This window comes from Achromobacter pestifer, assembly GCF_902859625.1.
Taxonomy (GTDB): domain Bacteria; phylum Pseudomonadota; class Gammaproteobacteria; order Burkholderiales; family Burkholderiaceae_B; genus Achromobacter; species Achromobacter pestifer.
Genome location: NZ_CADIJX010000003.1, coordinates 543,427 through 563,270, shown reverse-complemented (window position 1 = coordinate 563,270; position 19,844 = coordinate 543,427). Strand labels below are relative to the sequence as shown.

The window sequence follows — 19,844 nt, the reverse complement described above, 5'->3', positions numbered from 1 at the left end:
ATTTTGGCCACAGCCAGGCTTCAGATCCAATACGCGGTTGTCGTCATCACCTTGGACATCGCCCGCATCGCCGCCTTCACAGGGCCCGGCAATGGCACGCCACCCGCCCGTTCGGCGCTGGCGCGATGCTCTGCCTCGTCGTCCTTCATCTTCCGCACGATCTCGCGCGAACGCTCGTCCTGCACCGGCAAGGTGCGTAAATGTTCTTCCAGATGCGCCTCGACCTGCCGTTCGGTCTCTGCCATGAAACCCAGATTGCGCGGCACGCCCGCATAACTTGCCAGCACGCCCAACGCAAACGATCCGGCATACCAGACCGGGTTAAGCAGGCTGGGCCGGCTACCCAGCTCCGTCAGCCTCTCGTTGCACCAGACCAGATGATCGACTTCCTCGGAAGCGGCATTCAGCAGCAGCGCCCGCGGCGCGGGTTCTCGGCAGACCGATGCCTGCCCACGATACAGCGCCTGCGCGCAGACCTCTCCCACATGATTCACGCGCATCAAGCCCGCCGAATGGCGTTTTTCCTGCGCGCTCATCGCATCTGGCGCTTCCTCGGTCTTGGCTGGGTACGGCCGGCCGGCGGTGGCGTTGTTGGACAGCACCCGCAACGCGCGATCCGCTTCGGCCAGCAAGGCATCGAGGGGGCTGACCCGACGCAGGAAAGAAACGGGGCCGGGCTGGGACAGGGCGGTGGACATGGACAACTCCTAGGCAAAACTGGGGCACACACCCCTGATGCGGGGTGGGACTCTCGTGCCTGGAATTGTACGCAACAGGTATCATCAATCATTGACTGCGCTCAAAGCTCAAGGACACACAAAATGGAATGCACGATCGACTGGGGCGGCCCCAATGGCATGCTCTTTACCGCCAGCACCGGCAGCGGCCACGTGGCCGTGATGGATGGCGCGGTGGATGGCGGCGGACACAACCTGGCGCCCCGCCCGATGGAAATGCTGCTGGCCGGCACCGGCGGCTGCACCGCCTACGACGTCGTGCTGATCCTCAAGCGCGGCCGCCATGCGGTCTCGGGTTGCAGCGTCAAGCTCCAGGCCGATCGCGCAGACGCCGACCCCAAGGTCTTTACCCGCATCCATTTCGCCTTCACGGTCACCGGCCGCAACCTGCCGCAAGCCGCGGTCGAACGCGCCGTACAGCTGTCGCACGAAAAATACTGCTCGGCCTCGGCCATGCTGGAGAAGACCGCCGCGCTGACGTTCTCGGTCGAAATCGTCGACACGCAGGAAGCGCCCGCCACCGCGTAAGCCGCGGCCGCGTGGTGTAATTCGCCCTATTCTCTTCCCTATCTTGATAAGCGCCGCCGCGTCGCACGCGGCGGCCAATTTGCGTCACCCGCGGGGCGGGCGAACACAAGGACCGCCATGAAACAATACCTGGACCTCGTTCAATCCATCCTGGACACCGGCGCGTGGCAGGACAACCGGACGGGCATACGCACCATCAGCATGCCGGGCGCGTCGTTGCGATTCGACCTGCAAAAGGGCTTTCCCGCCGTCACCACCAAGAAACTGGCGTTCAAGTCCGCCATCGGCGAAATGGTGGGTTTCATGCGCGCGTCGCGCAATGCCGCGGAATTCCGCGAACTGGGCTGCAAGGTCTGGGATCAAAACGCCAACGAAAACAGCCAGTGGCTGGCCAACCCGTACCGCGAAGGCCCCGATGACCTGGGCCCGGTCTATGGCGTGCAATGGCGCCAGTGGCCGGCCTACAAGCTGCTGGATGCCAGCCGCCCGGCGCAAATCGAAGACGCCCTGTCTCGCGGCTACGCCAAGGTGTCCGAGCTTGAGGAAGGCGGCGTGCCGAAGGTGCTGCTGTACAAGGCAGTGGACCAATTGCGCCAATGCCTGGACACCATCCACGAGCGTCCGGGCGACCGCCGCATCCTGTTCCACGGCTGGAACTGGGCCCAGATCGAAGAAATGGCCTTGCCGCCCTGCCATCTGCTCTACCAATTCCTGCCCAACGCGACCACCCGCGAAATCTCGCTTTGCCTGTACATCCGTTCCAACGATGTCGGCCTGGGCACGCCCTTCAACCTGACGGAAGGCGCCGCGCTGCTGCATCTGGTGGGACGCCTGACCGGCTACACCCCGCGCTGGTTCACGTATTTCATCGGCGACGCGCACATCTACGAAAACCATCTGCCGATGCTGCGCGAGCAACTGACCCGCGAGCCCTACGAATCGCCCAAGCTGGTGCTGTCCGACCGCATCCCCGATTTCGCCGTGACAGGCCGCTACGAACCGGAATGGCTCGAAAAGGTTGAGCCCGGCGACTTCTCACTGACCGGCTACACGCACCACGCCCCGCTCACGGCCCCCATGGCCGTGTAAGATCGCGCCCGGCGAGCCGGCACCGGCCGCCTGGGACGCGGGCAAGCGGCCGCCGCCGGCCCCGCCCGGTGGTGGATCTGCCGCGCCTGTCGGCCATAAGTGAAGATTGGTGAGCTTCTGGAAGCGCGTTTTCGGTATAACCCATCCCTTAGCCTCGGACGCTTGTCCAGAATGCGTTGCGCGCCGCGGCTTCCGACCGGCCCATGCCGCGCCGCGCCTGTCGCTTGCCGCGAGACCGCGCAGCCCGCCCGGCAGCGCCGACCGCAGGCATTGCCCGCCCCATCCCCCTTCCCGACAAGAGAGTACGTAAATCGCCAGCGTCGACAGCAGGAATTTCCTTGCGACTCAATTGCAACTGTTGACTACTAATTGATTTGATTTGAGGCCGGCGCGACCGTAGTAAGCGCTCAGGACAGGACCCACAAATGCTCGTTGGAACTTATAACCCTTCGCTCGTCCTCGTATCTCTAGGGGTCGCCATCCTGGCGTCATACACGGCGTTGGGCATGGCCAATCGCGTACGGGCCTCGAACGGGCTGCCGGCCGCGCGCTACTGGCTGGCGGGTGGCGCGTTCGCCATGGGCATCGGCATCTGGTCCATGCACTTTGTCGGCATGCTGGCCTTCAGCCTGCCCATCCCCATGGGCTACGACCTGCCGCTGACGGTGCTGTCGCTGGCCATCGCCATCGGCTGCTCGGCCTTTGCCCTGTGGATCGTATGTAAAGACGAGCTCCCCAAGCGCAGGCTGATCGCCGGCGCCTTGCTCATGGGCGTGGGCATCGCCACGATGCACTACCTGGGCATGGCCGCGATGCGCATGGCGCCTGGCATCGTCTACGACACAAAATGGTTCGCGCTGTCCATCGTGATCGCCGTGGTCGCCTCTGGCGCGGCGCTATGGATCACCTATCACTTGCGCCATGATGGGCCCCGCGTGGCCTTCTCCCGGCCGCTCGCATCGGTCGTCATGGGCATCGCCATCGTCGGCATGCACTATTCGGGCATGGAGGCTGCGGGCTTCCCAGCCGGCAGCATCTGCATGGCCGCCGACGGCGGCATCTCGGCCGGTTGGCTGGCCATTGCCGTGACCGCCGTGACGCTGAGCGTCCTGGCCATCGCCCTGGTGGTCGCCGTGCTGGACAACCGATTGGAAGCCCGCACGTCCGCGCTGGCGTCGTCCTTGGCCGAAGCCAACGAAGAATTGGTGCAGCTCGCGCTGCACGACACCCTGACCAAACTGCCGAACCGCATCCTGCTTGAAGACCGGATGGAACAGGCCATCGAAAGCGCCAGCCGCCGCAAGGGTTATTTCGCCGTACTGTTCTTCGACCTGGACGGCTTCAAGGCGGTCAATGACGCCTACGGCCACCACACCGGCGATGCCCTGCTGATCGACCTGGCCCAGCGCATCCGTCAGACGCTGCGCACGCAGGATACCGTCGCGCGCCTGGGCGGCGACGAATTCATCGTGCTGAGCGAAGTGATCGAACCGACCGACGCCGCCAATGTGGCAGACCGGTTGATCGAAGCCATTGCCCGTCCCGTCATGGTCTACGGGCACGAAGTGCTGGTCACGTCCAGCGTGGGCATCGCCATCTATCCCAACGATGGCGAGGACACGCACAGCCTGCTGACCAACGCCGACGCCGCCATGTACCACGCCAAGCGCCTGGGCGGCACCGGATACAGCTTCTTCGAGCCGTCCATGAACGCCGACGCGCACGAACAGATCGAACTGCTGCACGACTTGCGCCTGGCGCAGGAGCGCAATCAATTCGTGCTGCACTACCAACCCAAGTATGAGGCGCCCGCCGGCCCCATCATGGGAGCCGAAGCGCTGCTGCGCTGGAACCATCCGACGCGCGGTCTGGTCGGCCCGGACCAGTTCATTCCCACTGCCGAAAAGACGGGCTTGATCCTGTCCATCGGGGAATGGGTGATCAACGAAGCCTGCCGGCAGATGCGCGAATGGATCAACGCCGGCCAAGGCCACTGGACCATCGCCGTCAACATTTCGGCCCTGCAATTCGCGCACGCCAGCCTGGTTGAAACGGTGCGCTCCGCTCTGGCCAAGCACGATGTCCCGCCCGCCTGCCTGACGCTGGAAGTGACGGAATCCACCGCCATGCGGGATGCCGAGGCCAGCCTGGCCGTGCTCAAGCGCCTGTCGGGCCTGGGCGTGACCATCTCGATCGACGACTTCGGCACCGGCTATTCCAGCCTGCTGTATCTGAAACGCCTGCCCGCCACGGAACTGAAGATCGACCGAGGGTTCGTGAACCAGCTGGAACACGACAACGAAGACGCCGCGATTGTGTCGGCCATCGTCGCGCTGGCGCAGCAACTGAATCTGCGCATCGTCGCCGAAGGCGTGGAAACGGCGGCGCAACAGAAATTCCTGACTGGCCTGGGTTGCGATTCCTTGCAGGGCTTCCTGCTGGGCCGCCCGATGCCCGCGACGGAGTTCCTGGAGCACGCGGCCGGCTAAGACAGGGCGGAATTTGCTACGCTTACGCCGTCTGATTGGCCGAACCCCGGCCGATCCCATCTTTTGCCCGCCCGCATGCCTGCCAGCCTTACCCTGATCGTTGCCTATTCCGACAACCGCGTCATCGGACGCGACAACACCCTGCCCTGGAAATTGCCGGCCGATCTGGCGCATTTCAAGCGCAGTACGCTGGGCCATCCCATCATCATGGGCCGCAAGACCTGGGATTCGCTGGGCCGCCCGCTGCCCGGCCGCAGCAACATCGTGATCAGCCGCAACCCCGCGTTCAGCGCCACGGGCGCGATCGTCACGCCGACCCTGGAAGCCGCCATTGCCGCCTGCGGCGATGTGGCGCAGGCCTACGTGATCGGAGGCGCGCAAATCTACGCGCAGGCACTGCCGCTGGCGCGACGGGTGCTGGCCACCGAAGTCCACGCTCAAGTCGACGGCGACGCCTTCTTCCCGCTGCTGCCAGCCTTCGAATGGAAGGAAACCGCGCGGGAACCGCAGCCCGCCGAAAACGGCTACGACTTCGACTTCGTCACCTACGAGCGCGCCTGATCCGTCAAGCCGCGCCCGCGTTGCGCATGAAGCGCCATAGCGCGGGGGCTTCGGAGTACGCCACGTTGAAGCGCACCCAGGGCGTATCGGCCTCGTCCACCTCGAAGTAAGAACCGGGCGCCAGCCAGATACCGTCCTTCAGTGCCAATTCCGCCAGGCCATTGGCGCCGCGTTCGCGCCACTGGCCGGCGACTTTCGCCCACAGGAACAAGCCGCCTTGCGGCCGCCCATGGATCTCAAAGCCGTGCTGCCGCATCTGTTCGGCCACGACGCCGTGCGCGCTGGCCAGCCGCTCGCGGGTGCGTGCGATGTGCGCGCGGTAACGCCCTTCGCGGATGACCTGGTGGACGATGCGCTCCATGATTTCCGGCGAAGTCAGGCCAACCGCCATCTTGGTGCGCGCGATATCCCGGGTCAGGTCGCGGTGCGCCACCACGTAGCCCACCCGCACCGACGGGCTGATGACTTTGGAATAGCCCCCCAGATAGACCACCCGCCGCGCACCGTCCAGCGCGGCCAGCATCGGCGTCACGCCCGGCGCCAGCTCGCGGGAAATGTCGTCCTCGATCACCCACAGCCCATGCCGCTCGGCCGTTTGCAGGATACGGAAGGCGTTGGCCATGCCGATGCTGGCGCCGGACGGATTCTGCAACGCCGTGTTGATGAACAGCGCCCGTGGCCGGTGCTGGGCCGCCACGCGCTCCAGCGCATCGCAATCCAGTCCGTCGACGGTTCGCGGCACCGACACCACGCGCAATCCCGCCAGCCGCAGCATCTGCAATAGATTGGCGTAGGCGGGCTGCTCGACCACCACGGTATCCCCTGGCCGCAGCAGCGTGCGTATCACCATGTCCAGCCCGTGCGTGACGCCCTGGGTCAGCAGCACCTGCGAAACCTCCACCTCCATGCCCTGCGCACTGAGGCTGGCCGCGATGGTCTCGCGCAGCGGCGCGTAGCCGTACGGATGCCCATAGTTGGCGATGCGCATCGCCGGCACGCGCCCCACGTGGCGCAACGCCACGTGCATGCCTTCTTCGTTCAGCCACTCGCCGGGCAACCAGCCACATCCTGATTTGATCGGGATGGAATGGTCGGCAAAGATATCCGACAGCAGCCAACCCGCATTCAGCCGTGGCGGCTCCCAGGACAGCGGCTCGCCCCGACGCGCGGGCGCGTCCGGCGAGGACACCCGGTAGCCCGCGCCCGGCCGCGCGGCCAACCAGCCCAGCGACACCAACCGGCTATACGCGCTGGCCACCGTGAACGTGCTGATACCGTACTGGCGCGCGAACTCACGCACCGAGGGTAGGGACATACCCGGACGCAGTGTCTGCGCCTCGATGGCTTGCAGGATGGCCGTCACCAGCTGCTCGACCAAGGTCGGCGCAAGTCCACGGGCACGGTTGGGTTGGAAATCGATCACGGGGAAACTGTACAGTTAAGCCACCCCTAACTATACAGTTAGCGGCATTTGCGCAGATCGTATATTTTCATTCCCTGCGGGACGTACCAGAATCATTTGAATCCCGGCGGCTGCACCCTTCCCAAGCAGATCCGCCGGCTGTCTTTCCCTGGAGCCGCCATGAATGCCCCCGCCGAGTTGCCCGATCTGTCCCATCTCTGGATGCCCTTCACTGCCAATAAGCAGTTCAAGGCGCACCCGCGCATGCTGGCAACGGCCAAAGGCATGTACTACACCTCGACCGACGGCCGTCAGGTCCTGGATGGCACCGCCGGCCTGTGGTGCGTCAACGCCGGCCACGGCCGCCAGGAAATCGTCGACGCGATTTCCCGCCAGGCCGGCATCATGGATTACGCCCCCGGCTTCCAATTGGGCCATCCGCTGGCCTTCGAGGCCGCCACCGCCGTCGCGGGCCTGATGCCTCAAGGCCTGGACCGGGTCTTCTTCACGAATTCCGGCTCCGAATCCGTCGACACATCGCTGAAAATCGCCCTGGCCTACCACCGCGCCCGCGGCGAAGGCCAGCGCACCCGCCTGATCGGCCGCGAACGCGGTTATCACGGCGTGGGCTTCGGCGGCATCTCGGTCGGCGGCATCTCGACCAACCGCAAGACCTTCTCCGGCGCGCTGCTACCCGCCGTGGACCACCTGCCCCACACGCACAACCTGGAACAGAACGCCTATTCCAAGGGCCAGCCCGCCTGGGGCGCGAACCTGGCCGACGAACTGGAACGCATCGTCGCGCTGCATGACGCCTCCACCATCGCCGCGGTCATCGTCGAACCGATGGCAGGTTCGACGGGCGTGCTGATCCCGCCCAAGGGCTACCTGGAAAAGCTGCGCGAAATCACGTCCAAGCACGGCATCCTGCTGATTTTTGACGAAGTCATCACCGCCTACGGCCGCCTGGGCGCCGCCACCGCCTCCGAGTTCTTCGGCGTCACGCCCGACATCATCGCCATGGCCAAGGGGGTCAGCAACGCCGCCGTGCCGGCCGGTGCGGTCGCGGTCAAGCGTGAAGTCCACGACGCCATCGTCAACGGCCCGGCGGGCGGCATCGAATTCTTCCACGGCTACACCTATTCGGCGCACCCGTTGGCCGCCGCCGCCATCCTGGCGACGCTGGACATCTATCGTCGCGAAAACCTGTTCGCCCGTGCCCGCAAACTGTCGGGCGTCTTCCAGGAAGCCGTGCACGGCCTGAAGGGTGCGCCGCACGTCATCGACGTGCGCAACCTGGGCCTGGTGGCCGGCATTGAATTGTCGCCACGCGCAGGCGCTCCGGGCGCCCGCGCAAACGAGGTCTTCCAGAAGTGCTTCGACAGCGGCCTGATGGTGCGCTATACCGGCGACATCATCGCCGTCTCGCCCCCCCTGATTATCGAAGAGGCCCAGATCGGCCAGATCTTTGAACAGATCGGGAAGGTCCTGAAAGAGGTTGCGTGAACGAAATGACTCGCCGCCGCCCGCGGCGATGCCGCACGTATTGACACCCTCCCGCGGGCGGCCGATGGCCGCCCTCGGGCGTTTTTGAAGAATCCCGCTTTTCGAGCTTCCACACCCATGAAGAAGATCCCCCATTTCATCAACGGCCAGCACTACGAAGGCCGCAGCAGCCGCTACGCCGACGGCTTCAACCCCGCCACGGGCGAAATCAGCTCGTCGGTTCCCCTGGCCTCCTCCGAGGACGTGGCGCTGGCCGTGGCCGCCGCACGCGACGCATTCCCCGCGTGGTCCGAAACGCCGGCGCTCAAGCGCGCCCGCATCCTGTTCAATTTCAAGGCGCTGCTGGACCAGCACCAGGACGAACTGGCCGAACTGATCACCCGCGAACATGGCAAGGTCTTCTCCGATGCCAAGGGCGAGGTGATGCGCGGGATTGAAATCGTTGAATTCGCCTGCGGCATTCCCCAGTTGCTCAAGGGCCAGTACTCCGACCAGATCGGCGGCGGCATCGACAACTGGAGCATGCGCCAGCCCTTGGGCGTGGTGGCGGGTGTCACGCCCTTCAACTTCCCGATGATGGTGCCGTGCTGGATGTTCCCCGTGGCCATCGCCTGCGGCAACACCTTCGTGCTCAAGCCCTCTGAACGCGATCCCTCGGCATCGCTGCGCCTGGCCGAACTGCTGACCGAAGCCGGCCTGCCCGCCGGCGTCTTCAACGTGGTGCATGGCGACAAGCAGGCGGTCGATGCGCTGATCGCGCATCCCGACGTTGAAGCGCTGTCGTTCGTGGGATCAACGCCGATCGCCGAATACATCTATTCGGAAGGCACCAAGCGCGGCAAGCGCGTGCAGGCCCTGGGCGGCGCCAAGAACCACCTGGTGGTCATGCCCGACGCCGATCTGGACCAAGTCACCGATGCGCTGATGGGCGCGGCCTATGGCTCCGCGGGCGAACGCTGCATGGCGATTTCCGTTGCCGTGGTGGTGGGCGACGTGGCCGACAAGGTCGTCGAACGCCTGATCCCCCGCGTGAAGACGCTGATCGTCAAGGACGGCATGCAATCGGATGCCGAAATGGGGCCCTTGGTCACCGCGCAGCATCGCAACAAGGTCCTGGGTTACATCGAGGACGGTATCGCCTCGGGCGCCGATCTGATCGTGGACGGCCGCGGCCTGAAAGTCCCCGGTAACGAAAAGGGTTTCTTCCTGGGCGGCACGTTGTTCGACAACGTCCGCGCCACCATGAACATCTATCGCGAAGAGATCTTCGGCCCCGTGCTGTGCATCGTGCGCGTGCCCGACTTCGCCAGCGCGGTCGCATTGATCAACGCGCATGAGTTCGGCAATGGCGTGGCGTGCTTCACGTCCGATGGCGGTGTGGCCCGCGCCTTTGCACGCCAGATCAAGGTGGGCATGGTCGGCATCAACGTGCCGATCCCCGTGCCCATGGCGTGGCATTCGTTCGGCGGCTGGAAGCGTTCGCTGTTCGGCGACCACCACGCCTACGGCGAAGAAGGCATCCGCTTCTATTCCCGTTACAAGAGCGTGATGCAGCGTTGGCCGGACAGCATCGCCAAGGGTGCCGAGTTCACCATGCCTGTAGCGAAGTGAACCCACCCCCGAAGCGCTACGCGCTTCCCCCTCAAGGGGGCGTCGCTACGAACCGGCAAAGCCGGTTCCGCGCGACCCCGCTTGGGAGAGTTTCACCGGATTGTGGTGCTGTGCCAGTTTTCTGCGGGAAATAACAGGGGCGCGGCGTAATCCCCGCGCCTTCCGAACATCAGTACGACAAGGGGATCCCTGATGCGGATCGGGATAGGCGGCTTTCAGCACGAAACCAATACGTTCGCGCCTTCGCGCGCCACGTGGGAAGACTTTGCCGAGAAGGGCGGCGGCTGGCCGAAGCTGGTCAGCGGGCCCGCGATGTTCGCCGCCGTCGCAGGCGCGAACATTCCGGTGGCGGGCTTCATCGAAGCCATGGGGCAACACACCCTTGTGCCGACCACCTGGGCCGCGGCCAGCCCATCGGGCCTGGTCACCAAGGATGCGTTTGAACGCATCACTGCCATGATCCTTCAAGGCCTGTCCGCGGCCATGCCGCTGGACGGGGTGTACCTGGATCTGCACGGCGCGATGGTCACCGAGCACCTGGACGACGGCGAAGGCGAATTGCTCAAGCGCGTGCGCGAACTGGTGGGACCCGACGTTCCCGTCGTCGCCAGCCTGGACCTGCACGCCAACGTCACGCGCGCCATGGTGCGGCACGCCGACGCTTTGGTCTGCTACCGCACTTATCCCCACATCGACATGGCCGAGACCGGGCAGCGCGCGGCGGCCCTGCTGTCCTTGCGGCTGGCCGGCGTGCCGCGCCCCTATGCGTCATTGCGCGCGCTGCCCTATCTGATTTCATTGTGCTGGCAATCCACCGATATCGAGCCCTCGCGCAGCCTGTACGGATTGGTGGGCGAGATCGAATCGCGCGGTGCGACCAGCCTGTCGTTCGCCACGGGATTCCCCGCCGCCGACTTCCCTGAATGCGCGCCCACGGTATGGGCCTATGGCGTGACGCAAGCCGACGCCGACGCGGCCGCCGCAGAAATGGCGCGCGCCGTGCTGAATGCGGAACGCGACTTCGGCGGCAGGCTGTACAGCGCCGACGAAGCGGTGCAGGAAGCCATGCGGCTTGCGCGCGATGCCAACAAGCCGGTTGTCATCGCCGACGCACAGGACAACCCCGGCGCGGGCGGCAGCTCAGATACCACCGGCGTGCTGCGTGCGTTGATTCGTCACGATGCCCGCGATGCGGCCATTGGCCTGATCGTGGATCCTGCCGCCGCGCTGGCCGCGCATCGTGCCGGCGTCGGTAACAAGGTCCGGATTGCACTGGGTGGACACTCGGGTATTCCCGACGACGAACCGCTGGACAGCGAATTCATCGTAGAGAAAACATCGGACGGACGCTTCGATACGCATGGCGCGTTCTACCGCGGATTCCACATGGATCTGGGGCCCAGCGCCTGCCTGCGCATCGGCGGCGTCCGCATCATCGTCGCCTCCAACAAGGTACAGATGGCGGACCAGGAGATGTTCCGCTTCGCGGGCGTCGAACCCACGCGCGCCGCGATTCTGGTGGTGAAGAGTTCCGCGCACTTTCGCGCGGATTTCACCTCCGTCGCGCAGACGATCCTGGTGTGCGCGGCCCCTGGTTCCATGCTGATGGATGCGGCAAAACAACCATGGACACGGTTGCGTCCCGGCATCAGAATGGCGCCTTGTGGACCGGTGTTTTCCGGCCGGCCCGCGATAGCCTGACCCTCGCACGCCGACCTTGCGCGGCGCGTTAACGACGTAGCGGCCGACAGTGCCGCTCACTACGCTTCAAGGGGAACCTTCATGCTCAAGTTTGTCCGAGCGGCCACGCTGGCCGGTGCCACGCTGCTGATGGCTCACGGCGCTTACGCCGAAACCGTCATCAAGTCCGTCATGCACTCGCCGCTGCGTCTGACCGATCCGCATGCCACCACCGCGTACATCACGACGTGGCACGGCTACATGATCTACGACACCTTGCTGGCCACCGACGCCGACAACAAGATCCAACCCCAGATGCTTGAAAAGTGGGAAGTCTCGCCCGACGGCAAGACCTACACGATGACGTTGCGCGCGGGTCAAAAGTGGCATGACGGCAAACCCGTGACGTCCGAAGACTGCGTGGCCTCGATCAAGCGCTGGGCTGCCGGCGACGGCATGGGCCGCACCTTGTTGAAGTTCACCGACAAGATCGAAGTCATCGACGACAACAGCTTTCGCATCGTCATGAAGGAACCCACGGACCTGGCGCTGCGCGCCCTGTCCAAGCCCACCGGCACGGCGCCGTTCATGATGCCCAAGCGCATCGCGGATCAAGCCATCGGCCAGCCCATCACCGACATGACGGGTTCGGGCCCGTTCAAGGTCGTGGAATTCAAGCCGGGCGTGAAGACCGTCTACGCCAAGAACACCGACTACGTGCCGCGCAAGGAACCCGCAAGCGCCCTGGCCGGCGGCAAGGTCGTGAACGTGGACAAGGTCGAATGGGACGTCATGCCTGACGCCCTGACGACCGCCAACGCGCTGTTGGGCGGCGAAATCGATTTCGTCGAGCAATTCCCGTATGACCTGCTGCCGATGATCGAAGGCAACAAGGATCTGAAGGAAGAGTCGCTCAGCCCGGTTGGCTACTTCACGATGTACCGCTTCAACTTCAAGTACCCGCCCTTCAACAACAAGAAGATCCGCCAGGCCGCGATGTACGCCATCGGCCAGGAAGATGTGATGAAGGCGCTGGTCGGCAATCCCAAGTACTGGAAGACCTGCGCGTCGCTGTGGGGTTGCGGCACGCCGATGGAAAGCGATATCGGCAAGGACGTCGTGGTCCCGTCGAACATCGAAAAGGCCCGCGCCCTGCTGAAGGAAGCCGGTTACGACAACACGCCCATCCTGGTCATGCATGCGACCGACGTGGGCACCTTGTCCGCCCAACCCGTGGTGATGGCCCAAGCCCTGCGCAAAGCCGGTTTCAACGTCAACCTGGCCGCGATGGACTGGCAGAGCGTGGCCACTCGCCGCGCTTCCAAGGCCGCGCCGGCGGAAGGCGGCTGGAACATCCACAACACCAACTGGTACGCCACGGACGTGATGGACCCGGTGCGCTCCGCGCCCGCCGCCGCCAATGGCGACAACGCCTGGTTCGGCTGGCCCGACTTCCCGCAGGTGGAAGAGCTGCGCACCAAGTTCGCGTTGACCTCCGACCCGGCTGAACAGAAGAAGATCGCCGACGAATTGCAGCGCATCGGCATCGACGAAGGCCTGTACGTGCCGCTGGGTCAGATGTCCGTGCCGACCGTCTATTCGACCAAGCTCTCCGGCCTGGTGCACGCACCGGTCTTTGCGTTCTGGAACGTCAAAAAAGCCCCTTAAAGGGCGGGTAGTTCAGGGGGAAATACATGCTGGCATTTGTCTCACGCCGGCTCCTCGCGACCATCCCCGTTCTGGTGATGGTCGCGGTGGTGGTCTTCGCGATATTGCGTTTCAGCCCGGGAGATCCGGCCATCATCATGGCGGGCGATGGCGCCACGCCTGAACGTATCGTCCAGATACGGCAGACGATGGGCCTGGACCAACCGGTCATCAAGCAGTTCTTCATCTGGGGCGGCAAGCTCCTGCAAGGCGATCTGGGCACCTCTCTGATGTCTGGCGTGCCGGTCACCAAACTGATCGCGCAACGCCTCGAACCGTCGATGAGCCTGGCGGTGCTGACTTTGTTGTTCACTCTGATCGTCGCCATTCCGCTGGGCATTCTGGCGGCATGGCGTCAGGGAAAACTGCTGGATCGCGCCGTGATGGGCTTTTCGGTGCTGGGCTTCTCGGTGCCGGTCTTCGTCACGGGCTATCTGCTGATCTGGCTGTTCGCCATCAAGCTGGGCTGGTTCAATGTGCAGGGTTATACGCCGCTGGACAAGGGTTTCTGGCCCTATCTGCACCGGCTCATCCTGCCGTCGCTGGCCTTGTCCACGGTCTATGTGGCGTTGATTGCGCGCATCACGCGCACCAGCGTCATCGAGGTCATGGGCGAAGACTTCATCCGCACCGCCCGATCCAAGGGCCTGGGTGAAACCGGCGTGCTGCTTGGCCATGCCCTGCGCAATGCCGCCGTGCCCATCGCCACCGTGGTGGGCCTGGGCATCGCACTGCTGATCAGCGGCGTGGTCGTGACCGAATCAGTATTCAACATCCCCGGCCTGGGCCGCTTGGTGGTGGAAGCCGTGCTGGCACGCGACTACCCCGTCATTCAGGGCCTGACGCTGTTCTTCGCGTTCGTCTACGTGTTCATCAATCTTATTGTCGATTGCGCCTACACGGTGTTCGACCCGCGGATCAGGTACTAGGGGCCCCACGCATGCACACGCCAACCGATGCCGCCGCGCAAGCGGCCGCCGACCTTCCCGGAGGCGGCAACCCTCAAGTCACTGCCTGGCGGCAAGTCCGCCAGGGCCTGAAAAGCTGGCCGGTCATGCTGGCGCTGGTGGTGCTGGTCGCCATCATCGCCATCGCCCTGTTCGCGCCGCTGCTGGGCACGGTCGACCCCACCTTCATCAACCCGGGCGCGCGCCTCAAGCAGCCCTTCACCGACTATCTGTTCGGCACCGATGCCTTCGGCCGCGACGTCTGGTCGCGCGTGGCCTACGGCGCGCGCATCTCGCTGATCGCGGGCCTGGGCGCCGCAGTCGTCAGCGTCACCATCGGGCTTTTCATCGGCGTCATCGCCGGCTGGTTTCGTTCGCTCGATGGGTTCATCATGCGCACCATGGACGCCATCATGGCCATCCCCGGCATCCTGCTGGCGATCGCCCTGGTGTCGGTCGCCGGCGCCAGCATCACGACCGTGCTGGTGGCCATCACCATCCCCGAGATTCCCCGGGTGGTGCGACTGGTACGCGGCCAGATCCTGACCGTGCGCGGTGAACCCTATGTCGAAGCCGCGTTGGCGTTGGGCACGCCGCTGCCGCTGCTGCTATGGCGTCACATGGTGCCCAGCACCATCGCGCCGCTGACGGTGCAAGGTACGTATGTGTTCGCATCCGCCATGCTGACCGAGGCCATCCTGAGCTTCCTTGGCGCGGGCATCCCCCCCGAGATCGCGTCATGGGGCAACATCATGTCCGAAGGCCGCATGTACTTCCGCATGCTGCCCGGGCTGATTCTCTTTCCCGGTCTGTTCCTGTCGCTGACGGTGCTCAGCGTGAACATCCTGGGCGACGCCCTGCGCGATGCGCTGGACCCCAAAATGGTGCGCAGGATCTGATGCCGACAACCTACTCCCCTACTCCCCCCGCGGGCGATACCTCGTCCGCCATCCTGGCCATCCGCAACTTGTCGGTGGAAGTCGCGGGCGCGGGCAACCGCGTCGTGCGCAACTTGAGCCTGGACGTGCACGCTGGCGAAACGGTGTGCGTGGTCGGCGAATCCGGCTCAGGCAAGTCCGTCACGTCGCTAGCGGTCATGGGCCTGCTGCCGCCGGGCATCTTGTCGATCAGCGCGGGCTCCTTGCGCGTCGAAGGTGAAGATGTCGCCACCGCCACACCCCGCCGGCTGCGCGAAATGCGCGCCACGCGCATGGCAATGGTGTTCCAGGAACCCATGACGGCGCTGAACCCCGTGCATACGGTGGGCAAGCAGGTCGATGAAGTGCTGCGGCTGCATCGCAAGAACATGACTGCGGCGGAACGCCGCGCCAAGGTGCTGGACATGTTCCAGTCGGTGCACCTGCCGGATGTCGAACGCATCTTCGATGCCTACCCGCATCAATTGTCGGGCGGCCAGCGTCAGCGCATCGTGATTGCGATGGCGCTGATCCTGGAACCCAAGCTATTGATTGCCGACGAACCGACGACGGCGCTGGACGTGACGACACAAAAGCAGATCCTGGCGTTGATCAAGGAACTGCAAGTCAAGCACCAGACCGCGGTGCTGTTCATCACCCACGATTTCGGCGTGGTCGCCGAGATCGCGGATCGCATCGTGGTGATGAACCGGGGCGACCTGATCGAAAGCGGCACCCGCAACGAGATCCTGGCCGAACCCAAACAGTCCTATACCCGGCGACTGGTGTCATCGGTGCCCAGCCTGGTGCCCACCCGCCGCGACGCGCCTGCCGGCCAGCCGGTGCTGCACGTCAAGGGCCTGGGCCGTACCTATGCTGGCAAGAGTTCCCTGTTCTCCCGCAAGACGGCGCAGAACGTCATTGCCGCCACGGATGTGAACCTGACGCTGCGCAAAGGCGAGATCCTGGGCATCGTGGGCGAATCGGGTTCGGGCAAGTCCACGGTGGCGCGCTGCATCGTGCGGCTGATCGAACCCACCGCCGGTCACATGATGATGGGTGGGGAAGATCTGAGCACCCTGTCCGGTTCCGCGCTGCGTCCCGTGCGCCGCCGCATCCAGATCGTGTTCCAGGACCCCTACCGCTCATTGAACCCGCGCCGCACGGTCGGTGAATCCATCATTGAAGGTCTGCTTAACTTCGGCATGCCGCGCGACCAGGCGTTGAAACGCGCCGGCGAAACCCTGACTGTCGTCGGACTGAGCCCGGACGCGATGCGGCGCTACCCGCACCAGTTCTCCGGCGGACAACGACAGCGCATCTGCATCGCGCGCGCGCTCGTCATGGATCCGGAAATCCTGGTGGCCGACGAAGCCGTGTCCGCACTGGACGTATCGGTGCAGGCGCAAGTGCTGGAGCTCCTGGAGCAAGTGCGTCAGCGCACGGGTGTGGGCGTGCTGTTCATCACCCACGATCTGCGCGTGGCCGCGCAGATCTGCGACACCATCATGGTCATGCAGCGCGGCAAGGTCGTCGAGACCGGCTCCGCCGAAACCGTGCTGACCGAGCCTCGCCACGAATACACCCGCGCCCTGATCGACGCGGCCCCGGGACGCGACTGGGATTTCCGCAACTTCCGCCCCGTTGCGGCCCCCCTGGCGCACGCCCCCCGGCCTTGATGCTCTGATTGCCCGCATCCACACACTGGAACCGAGATGCCACAACCGCATGAATTGTCCGCCCAGGAACTGCTGCACGCCTACCGCAACAAGACACTTTCGCCCGTTGAAGCGACGCGCTCCGTGCTGGAGCACATCGAACGCTGGGAACTGCACCTGAAGGCGACCTACGCGCTGGACCCGGAAGGCGCAATGGCAATGGCCCGCGCATCGGAAGCCCGCTGGATGAAAGGCGAACCGCAGTCCACGGGCGGCTATTCGCTGGACGGCGTACCGGCCACCATCAAGGAGAACATCGCCACCCGCGGCACGCCCATTCCACTGGGCACTGCCGCCACCGAGCTGACCCCGGCCGCCGCCGATGCGCCCCCCGCGGCCCGCATGCGCGAAGCCGGCGCCGTGCTGCTGGGCAAGACCACCATGCCCGACTACGGCATGCTGTCCTCGGGCTTGTCCAGTTTCCATGAATTGACGCGCAACCCGTGGGACTTGTCCAAGAACCCCGGCGGCTCCAGCGCGGGTGCGGGCGCCGCTGCCGCCGCCGGCTATGGCCCGCTGCATATTGGCACCGACATCGGCGGCTCGGTTCGCCTGCCGGCCGCCTGGTGCGGCATCGCCACGTTAAAGCCCAGCCTGGGCCGCATACCGATCGACCCGCCGTTCATGGGACGTTGCGCCGGCCCCATGACGCGCACGATCACCGACGCCGCGCTGATGATGGGCGTCCTGTCGCAACCCGACGCGCGCGACCACATGAGCCTGCCATTCCAGGACTTTGATTGGCTGAACCTGGCGCAAGACGTTCGCGGCCTGCGCATTGGCCTGCAAATGGACGCGGGCTGCGGCCTGCCGCTGGACCCCGAGGTACGCGACGCCGTGCAGGCTGCCGCACAGGCCTTCGAGGCGGCCGGCGCCATCGTCACCCCCATGTTGCCCTGGATGACGCCAGAGATGCTGGACGGCGTGGACCGTTTCTGGCGCACCCGTTCTGCGATCGACCTGGCCGCACTGCCTGAAGCCCGCCGCGCGAAGATCCTGCCGTTCATCCGCGCCTGGGCCGAAAGCGGCGGCGGGCAATCCGGCGAAGCCGTTTTCCGCAGCTACTACGAAACGCTGAACGTACGCGCCAGGACGATTGCCGCCTGCGCCCCGTTTGACTACGTGTTGTCTCCCGTGGCGCCCGTGGTGGCCTACAACGCCGAATGGCCGTCGCCCACCAATGACGTCGCCACCACCATGCACCACATCGGCTTCACGCTGCCCTTCAACATGAGCGAACAGCCCGCCGCCTCCGTCAATTGCGGATATACGCGAGCGGGCCTGCCCATCGGGCTGCAAATCGCCGGCGCCCGCTTCGACGATCTGGGCGTGCTGCGCGTGGCGCGCGCCTGGGAGCAGATGCGCCCGGCCCAGCACCCCTGGCCCCAGCCGCCCAAGACGATCTGACTTTCCACAGCAACCCACAGGAATTCCCATGCGTTGGCTTTTGGCAATGATCAAGCACGAGACGAACACCTATTCGCCTGTGCCGACCCCGCTAGAACGTTTTTTCCGCGGCAACCCTGAAATCCTGGCTGGCGAACGCGCCATCAAGGCTTACGAAAACACCGACAGCGGCCTGGGCGGCTATATCGAAGTCGCGCGCCGAGAAGGCGCCGAGATCGTGGTGCCCGTGGCGGCAGAATCCTGGCCCAGCGGCCCTGCCAGCGCCGAGACCCATGAACGGCTATGCAATCTGGTGCTGGATCAGGTCAAGCGGGGCGGCTTCGACGCGATCCTGCTGGACTTGCATGGCGCGATGGTCGCCGAAGGCGTGGAAGACGCGGAAGGCGACCTGTTGCGCCGTCTGCACGACATCGATCCCAAGACGCCGGTGGCCGTCACGCTGGACATGCACGCCAACATCTATGACGACATCGTGAACAACGCCACCGTCATCAGCGGTTTCCACACCTATCCGCACGTGGATATCCGCGAAGCCGGCGTGCGCGCCGCCAATGTGATCGTGCGCACGCTCAAGGGCGAGATCAACCCGGTCATGAGCTGGGCCAACAAGCCCATGCTGCCCCACATCATGTGCCAGGGCACGCACGCCGCCCCCAACAAGCCCTTGCAGGAACGCTGCAAGGAACTGGAGGCCAACGGCGTGCTGGCGGCTTCCGTGTTCGTGGGATTTCCCCACGCCGACATCCGCGAAGCCGGACTGAGCGCGGTCGTCTGTACGGACGGCAAGCCGGAAGAGGCCCGACAGTACCGCGATGAACTGCTGGAACGCGCCTGGACCGGCCGCGCCGACTGGGTGTTCCATCCCGAACCCCTGGCGCCCACCATCGCGCGGGCCAAATTGATCGAACAAGGCCCCGTCGTCTTGCTGGACCACTTCGACAACACCGGCTCCGGCGGCACCATGGACACCACCGCCGTGCTGGCTGAAGTGTTGCGCCAGGAACTGGACAACGTGGTCTTCTACGCCATCTGCGACCCACAGGCTGCCCTGGAAGCCGCCGCAGCGGGGGTGGGCAACACCATCACCTTGAAACTGGGCGGCAAGCTGCCCATGCCTGCCATCAAGGAAGCCAGCGAACCGCTGACGGTGACCGGACGGGTCAAACTGGTGTTCGATGGCGTCTACCTGAACCGCGGCCCCATGTACCGGGGCGTGCGCAACGACACCGGGTTGACTGTCGTCATCGACACGGGCCGGGTCGAGATCGTGGTGGTGTCGCGCCACCAGGAACCCTTCGACATCAACTGCCTGCTGTCAGCCGGCATCGATCCGCTGCAAAAGCGCTACGTGGTGCTGAAAAGCCGCGTGCATTGGCGGGCGGGCTTCTCGGACATGGCCACCCATGTGATCGAATGCACGGGGGTGGGTGTCACCACGTCTGACTACAGCCAGCTGGATTTCAAGCACGTGCGCCGTCCGATTTATCCGCTGGACCCGCTGTAGCAAGCGGGAAATCACGGAATTGTCGACAAAAAGGCCGATGC

General features: G+C 64.9%; 15 protein-coding genes. 13 read left to right on the top strand and 2 right to left on the bottom strand.

Translation table 11 applies throughout. The annotated features are described in order from the left end of the window. Positions 1-20: 20 nt before the first annotated feature. Positions 21-698, bottom strand: a complete 678-nt coding sequence (gene coq7 / locus HV753_RS14140) for a 2-polyprenyl-3-methyl-6-methoxy-1,4-benzoquinone monooxygenase (RefSeq protein WP_175175112.1) — start codon at positions 696-698, stop codon at positions 21-23. Between the two features lie 123 nt (positions 699-821). Between coq7 and HV753_RS14135 the strand changes: the two genes are divergently transcribed. The 4 genes from HV753_RS14135 (at position 822) to HV753_RS14120 (ending at position 5,404) form a co-directional block, all read left to right on the top strand. After that, positions 822-1,265 (top strand): OsmC family protein, encoded by a 444-nt coding sequence (locus HV753_RS14135; protein WP_175175111.1) that lies wholly within the window; start codon positions 822-824, stop codon positions 1,263-1,265. Positions 1,266-1,382: 117 nt separating this feature from the next. Continuing rightward, entirely contained in the window at positions 1,383-2,354 is a 972-nt protein-coding gene (locus tag HV753_RS14130; RefSeq protein ID WP_175175110.1) for a thymidylate synthase, read from the top strand. 425 nt (positions 2,355-2,779) lie between these two features. Next, positions 2,780-4,843, top strand: coding sequence for a putative bifunctional diguanylate cyclase/phosphodiesterase (locus HV753_RS14125; RefSeq protein ID WP_175175109.1), 2,064 nt, complete (start codon positions 2,780-2,782; stop codon positions 4,841-4,843). Positions 4,844-4,918: 75 nt separating this feature from the next. Continuing rightward, a complete protein-coding gene (locus HV753_RS14120) occupies positions 4,919-5,404 on the top strand; it encodes a dihydrofolate reductase (protein ID WP_175175108.1) in 486 nt (161 codons plus the stop codon). Between the two features lie 4 nt (positions 5,405-5,408). On the opposite strand, the gene HV753_RS14115 is transcribed toward HV753_RS14120, so the two are convergent. Continuing rightward, positions 5,409-6,827 carry an aminotransferase-like domain-containing protein gene (locus HV753_RS14115; protein ID WP_175175107.1) on the bottom strand — a complete coding sequence of 473 codons (1,419 nt, stop codon included), beginning with the start codon at positions 6,825-6,827 and terminating at the stop codon, positions 5,409-5,411. 159 nt (positions 6,828-6,986) lie between these two features. On the opposite strand from HV753_RS14115, the gene aptA reads away from it, so the two are divergent. The 9 genes from aptA (at position 6,987) to HV753_RS14070 (ending at position 19,803) form a co-directional block, all read left to right on the top strand. Continuing rightward, complete coding sequence (gene aptA / locus HV753_RS14110) at positions 6,987-8,312, top strand: omega-aminotransferase AptA (protein WP_175175106.1); 1,326 nt, start codon at positions 6,987-6,989, stop codon at positions 8,310-8,312. Between the two features lie 117 nt (positions 8,313-8,429). Then, positions 8,430-9,923, top strand: coding sequence for a CoA-acylating methylmalonate-semialdehyde dehydrogenase (locus HV753_RS14105; protein WP_175175105.1), 1,494 nt, complete (start codon positions 8,430-8,432; stop codon positions 9,921-9,923). Between the two features lie 192 nt (positions 9,924-10,115). Next, the gene (locus tag HV753_RS14100; protein ID WP_175175104.1) at positions 10,116-11,624 is read left to right on the top strand and encodes a M81 family metallopeptidase; all 1,509 of its coding nucleotides are present in this window, start codon (positions 10,116-10,118) and stop codon (positions 11,622-11,624) included. An 81-nt stretch (positions 11,625-11,705) separates the two neighbouring features. Continuing rightward, entirely contained in the window at positions 11,706-13,271 is a 1,566-nt protein-coding gene (locus HV753_RS14095) for an ABC transporter substrate-binding protein (RefSeq protein ID WP_175175103.1), read from the top strand. 26 nt (positions 13,272-13,297) lie between these two features. Then, positions 13,298-14,239 carry an ABC transporter permease gene (locus tag HV753_RS14090; protein WP_175175102.1) on the top strand — a complete coding sequence of 314 codons (942 nt, stop codon included), beginning with the start codon at positions 13,298-13,300 and terminating at the stop codon, positions 14,237-14,239. A gap of 11 nt (positions 14,240-14,250) precedes the next feature. After that, positions 14,251-15,156, top strand: a complete 906-nt coding sequence (locus HV753_RS14085) for an ABC transporter permease (RefSeq protein ID WP_175175101.1) — start codon at positions 14,251-14,253, stop codon at positions 15,154-15,156. Then, positions 15,156-16,853: an ABC transporter ATP-binding protein gene (locus HV753_RS14080; RefSeq protein ID WP_175175100.1), complete on the top strand. Its 1,698-nt coding sequence runs from the start codon at positions 15,156-15,158 to the stop codon at positions 16,851-16,853. Before HV753_RS14085 ends, HV753_RS14080 begins: the two co-directional genes overlap by 1 nt. 36 nt (positions 16,854-16,889) lie before the next feature. Beyond that, on the top strand, positions 16,890-18,299 hold the full coding sequence (locus HV753_RS14075; RefSeq protein WP_175175099.1) for an amidase: 1,410 nt from the start codon (positions 16,890-16,892) through the stop codon (positions 18,297-18,299). 28 nt (positions 18,300-18,327) lie between these two features. Next, positions 18,328-19,803 (top strand): M81 family metallopeptidase, encoded by a 1,476-nt coding sequence (locus HV753_RS14070; RefSeq protein ID WP_175175098.1) that lies wholly within the window; start codon positions 18,328-18,330, stop codon positions 19,801-19,803. Positions 19,804-19,844: the final 41 nt, after the last annotated feature.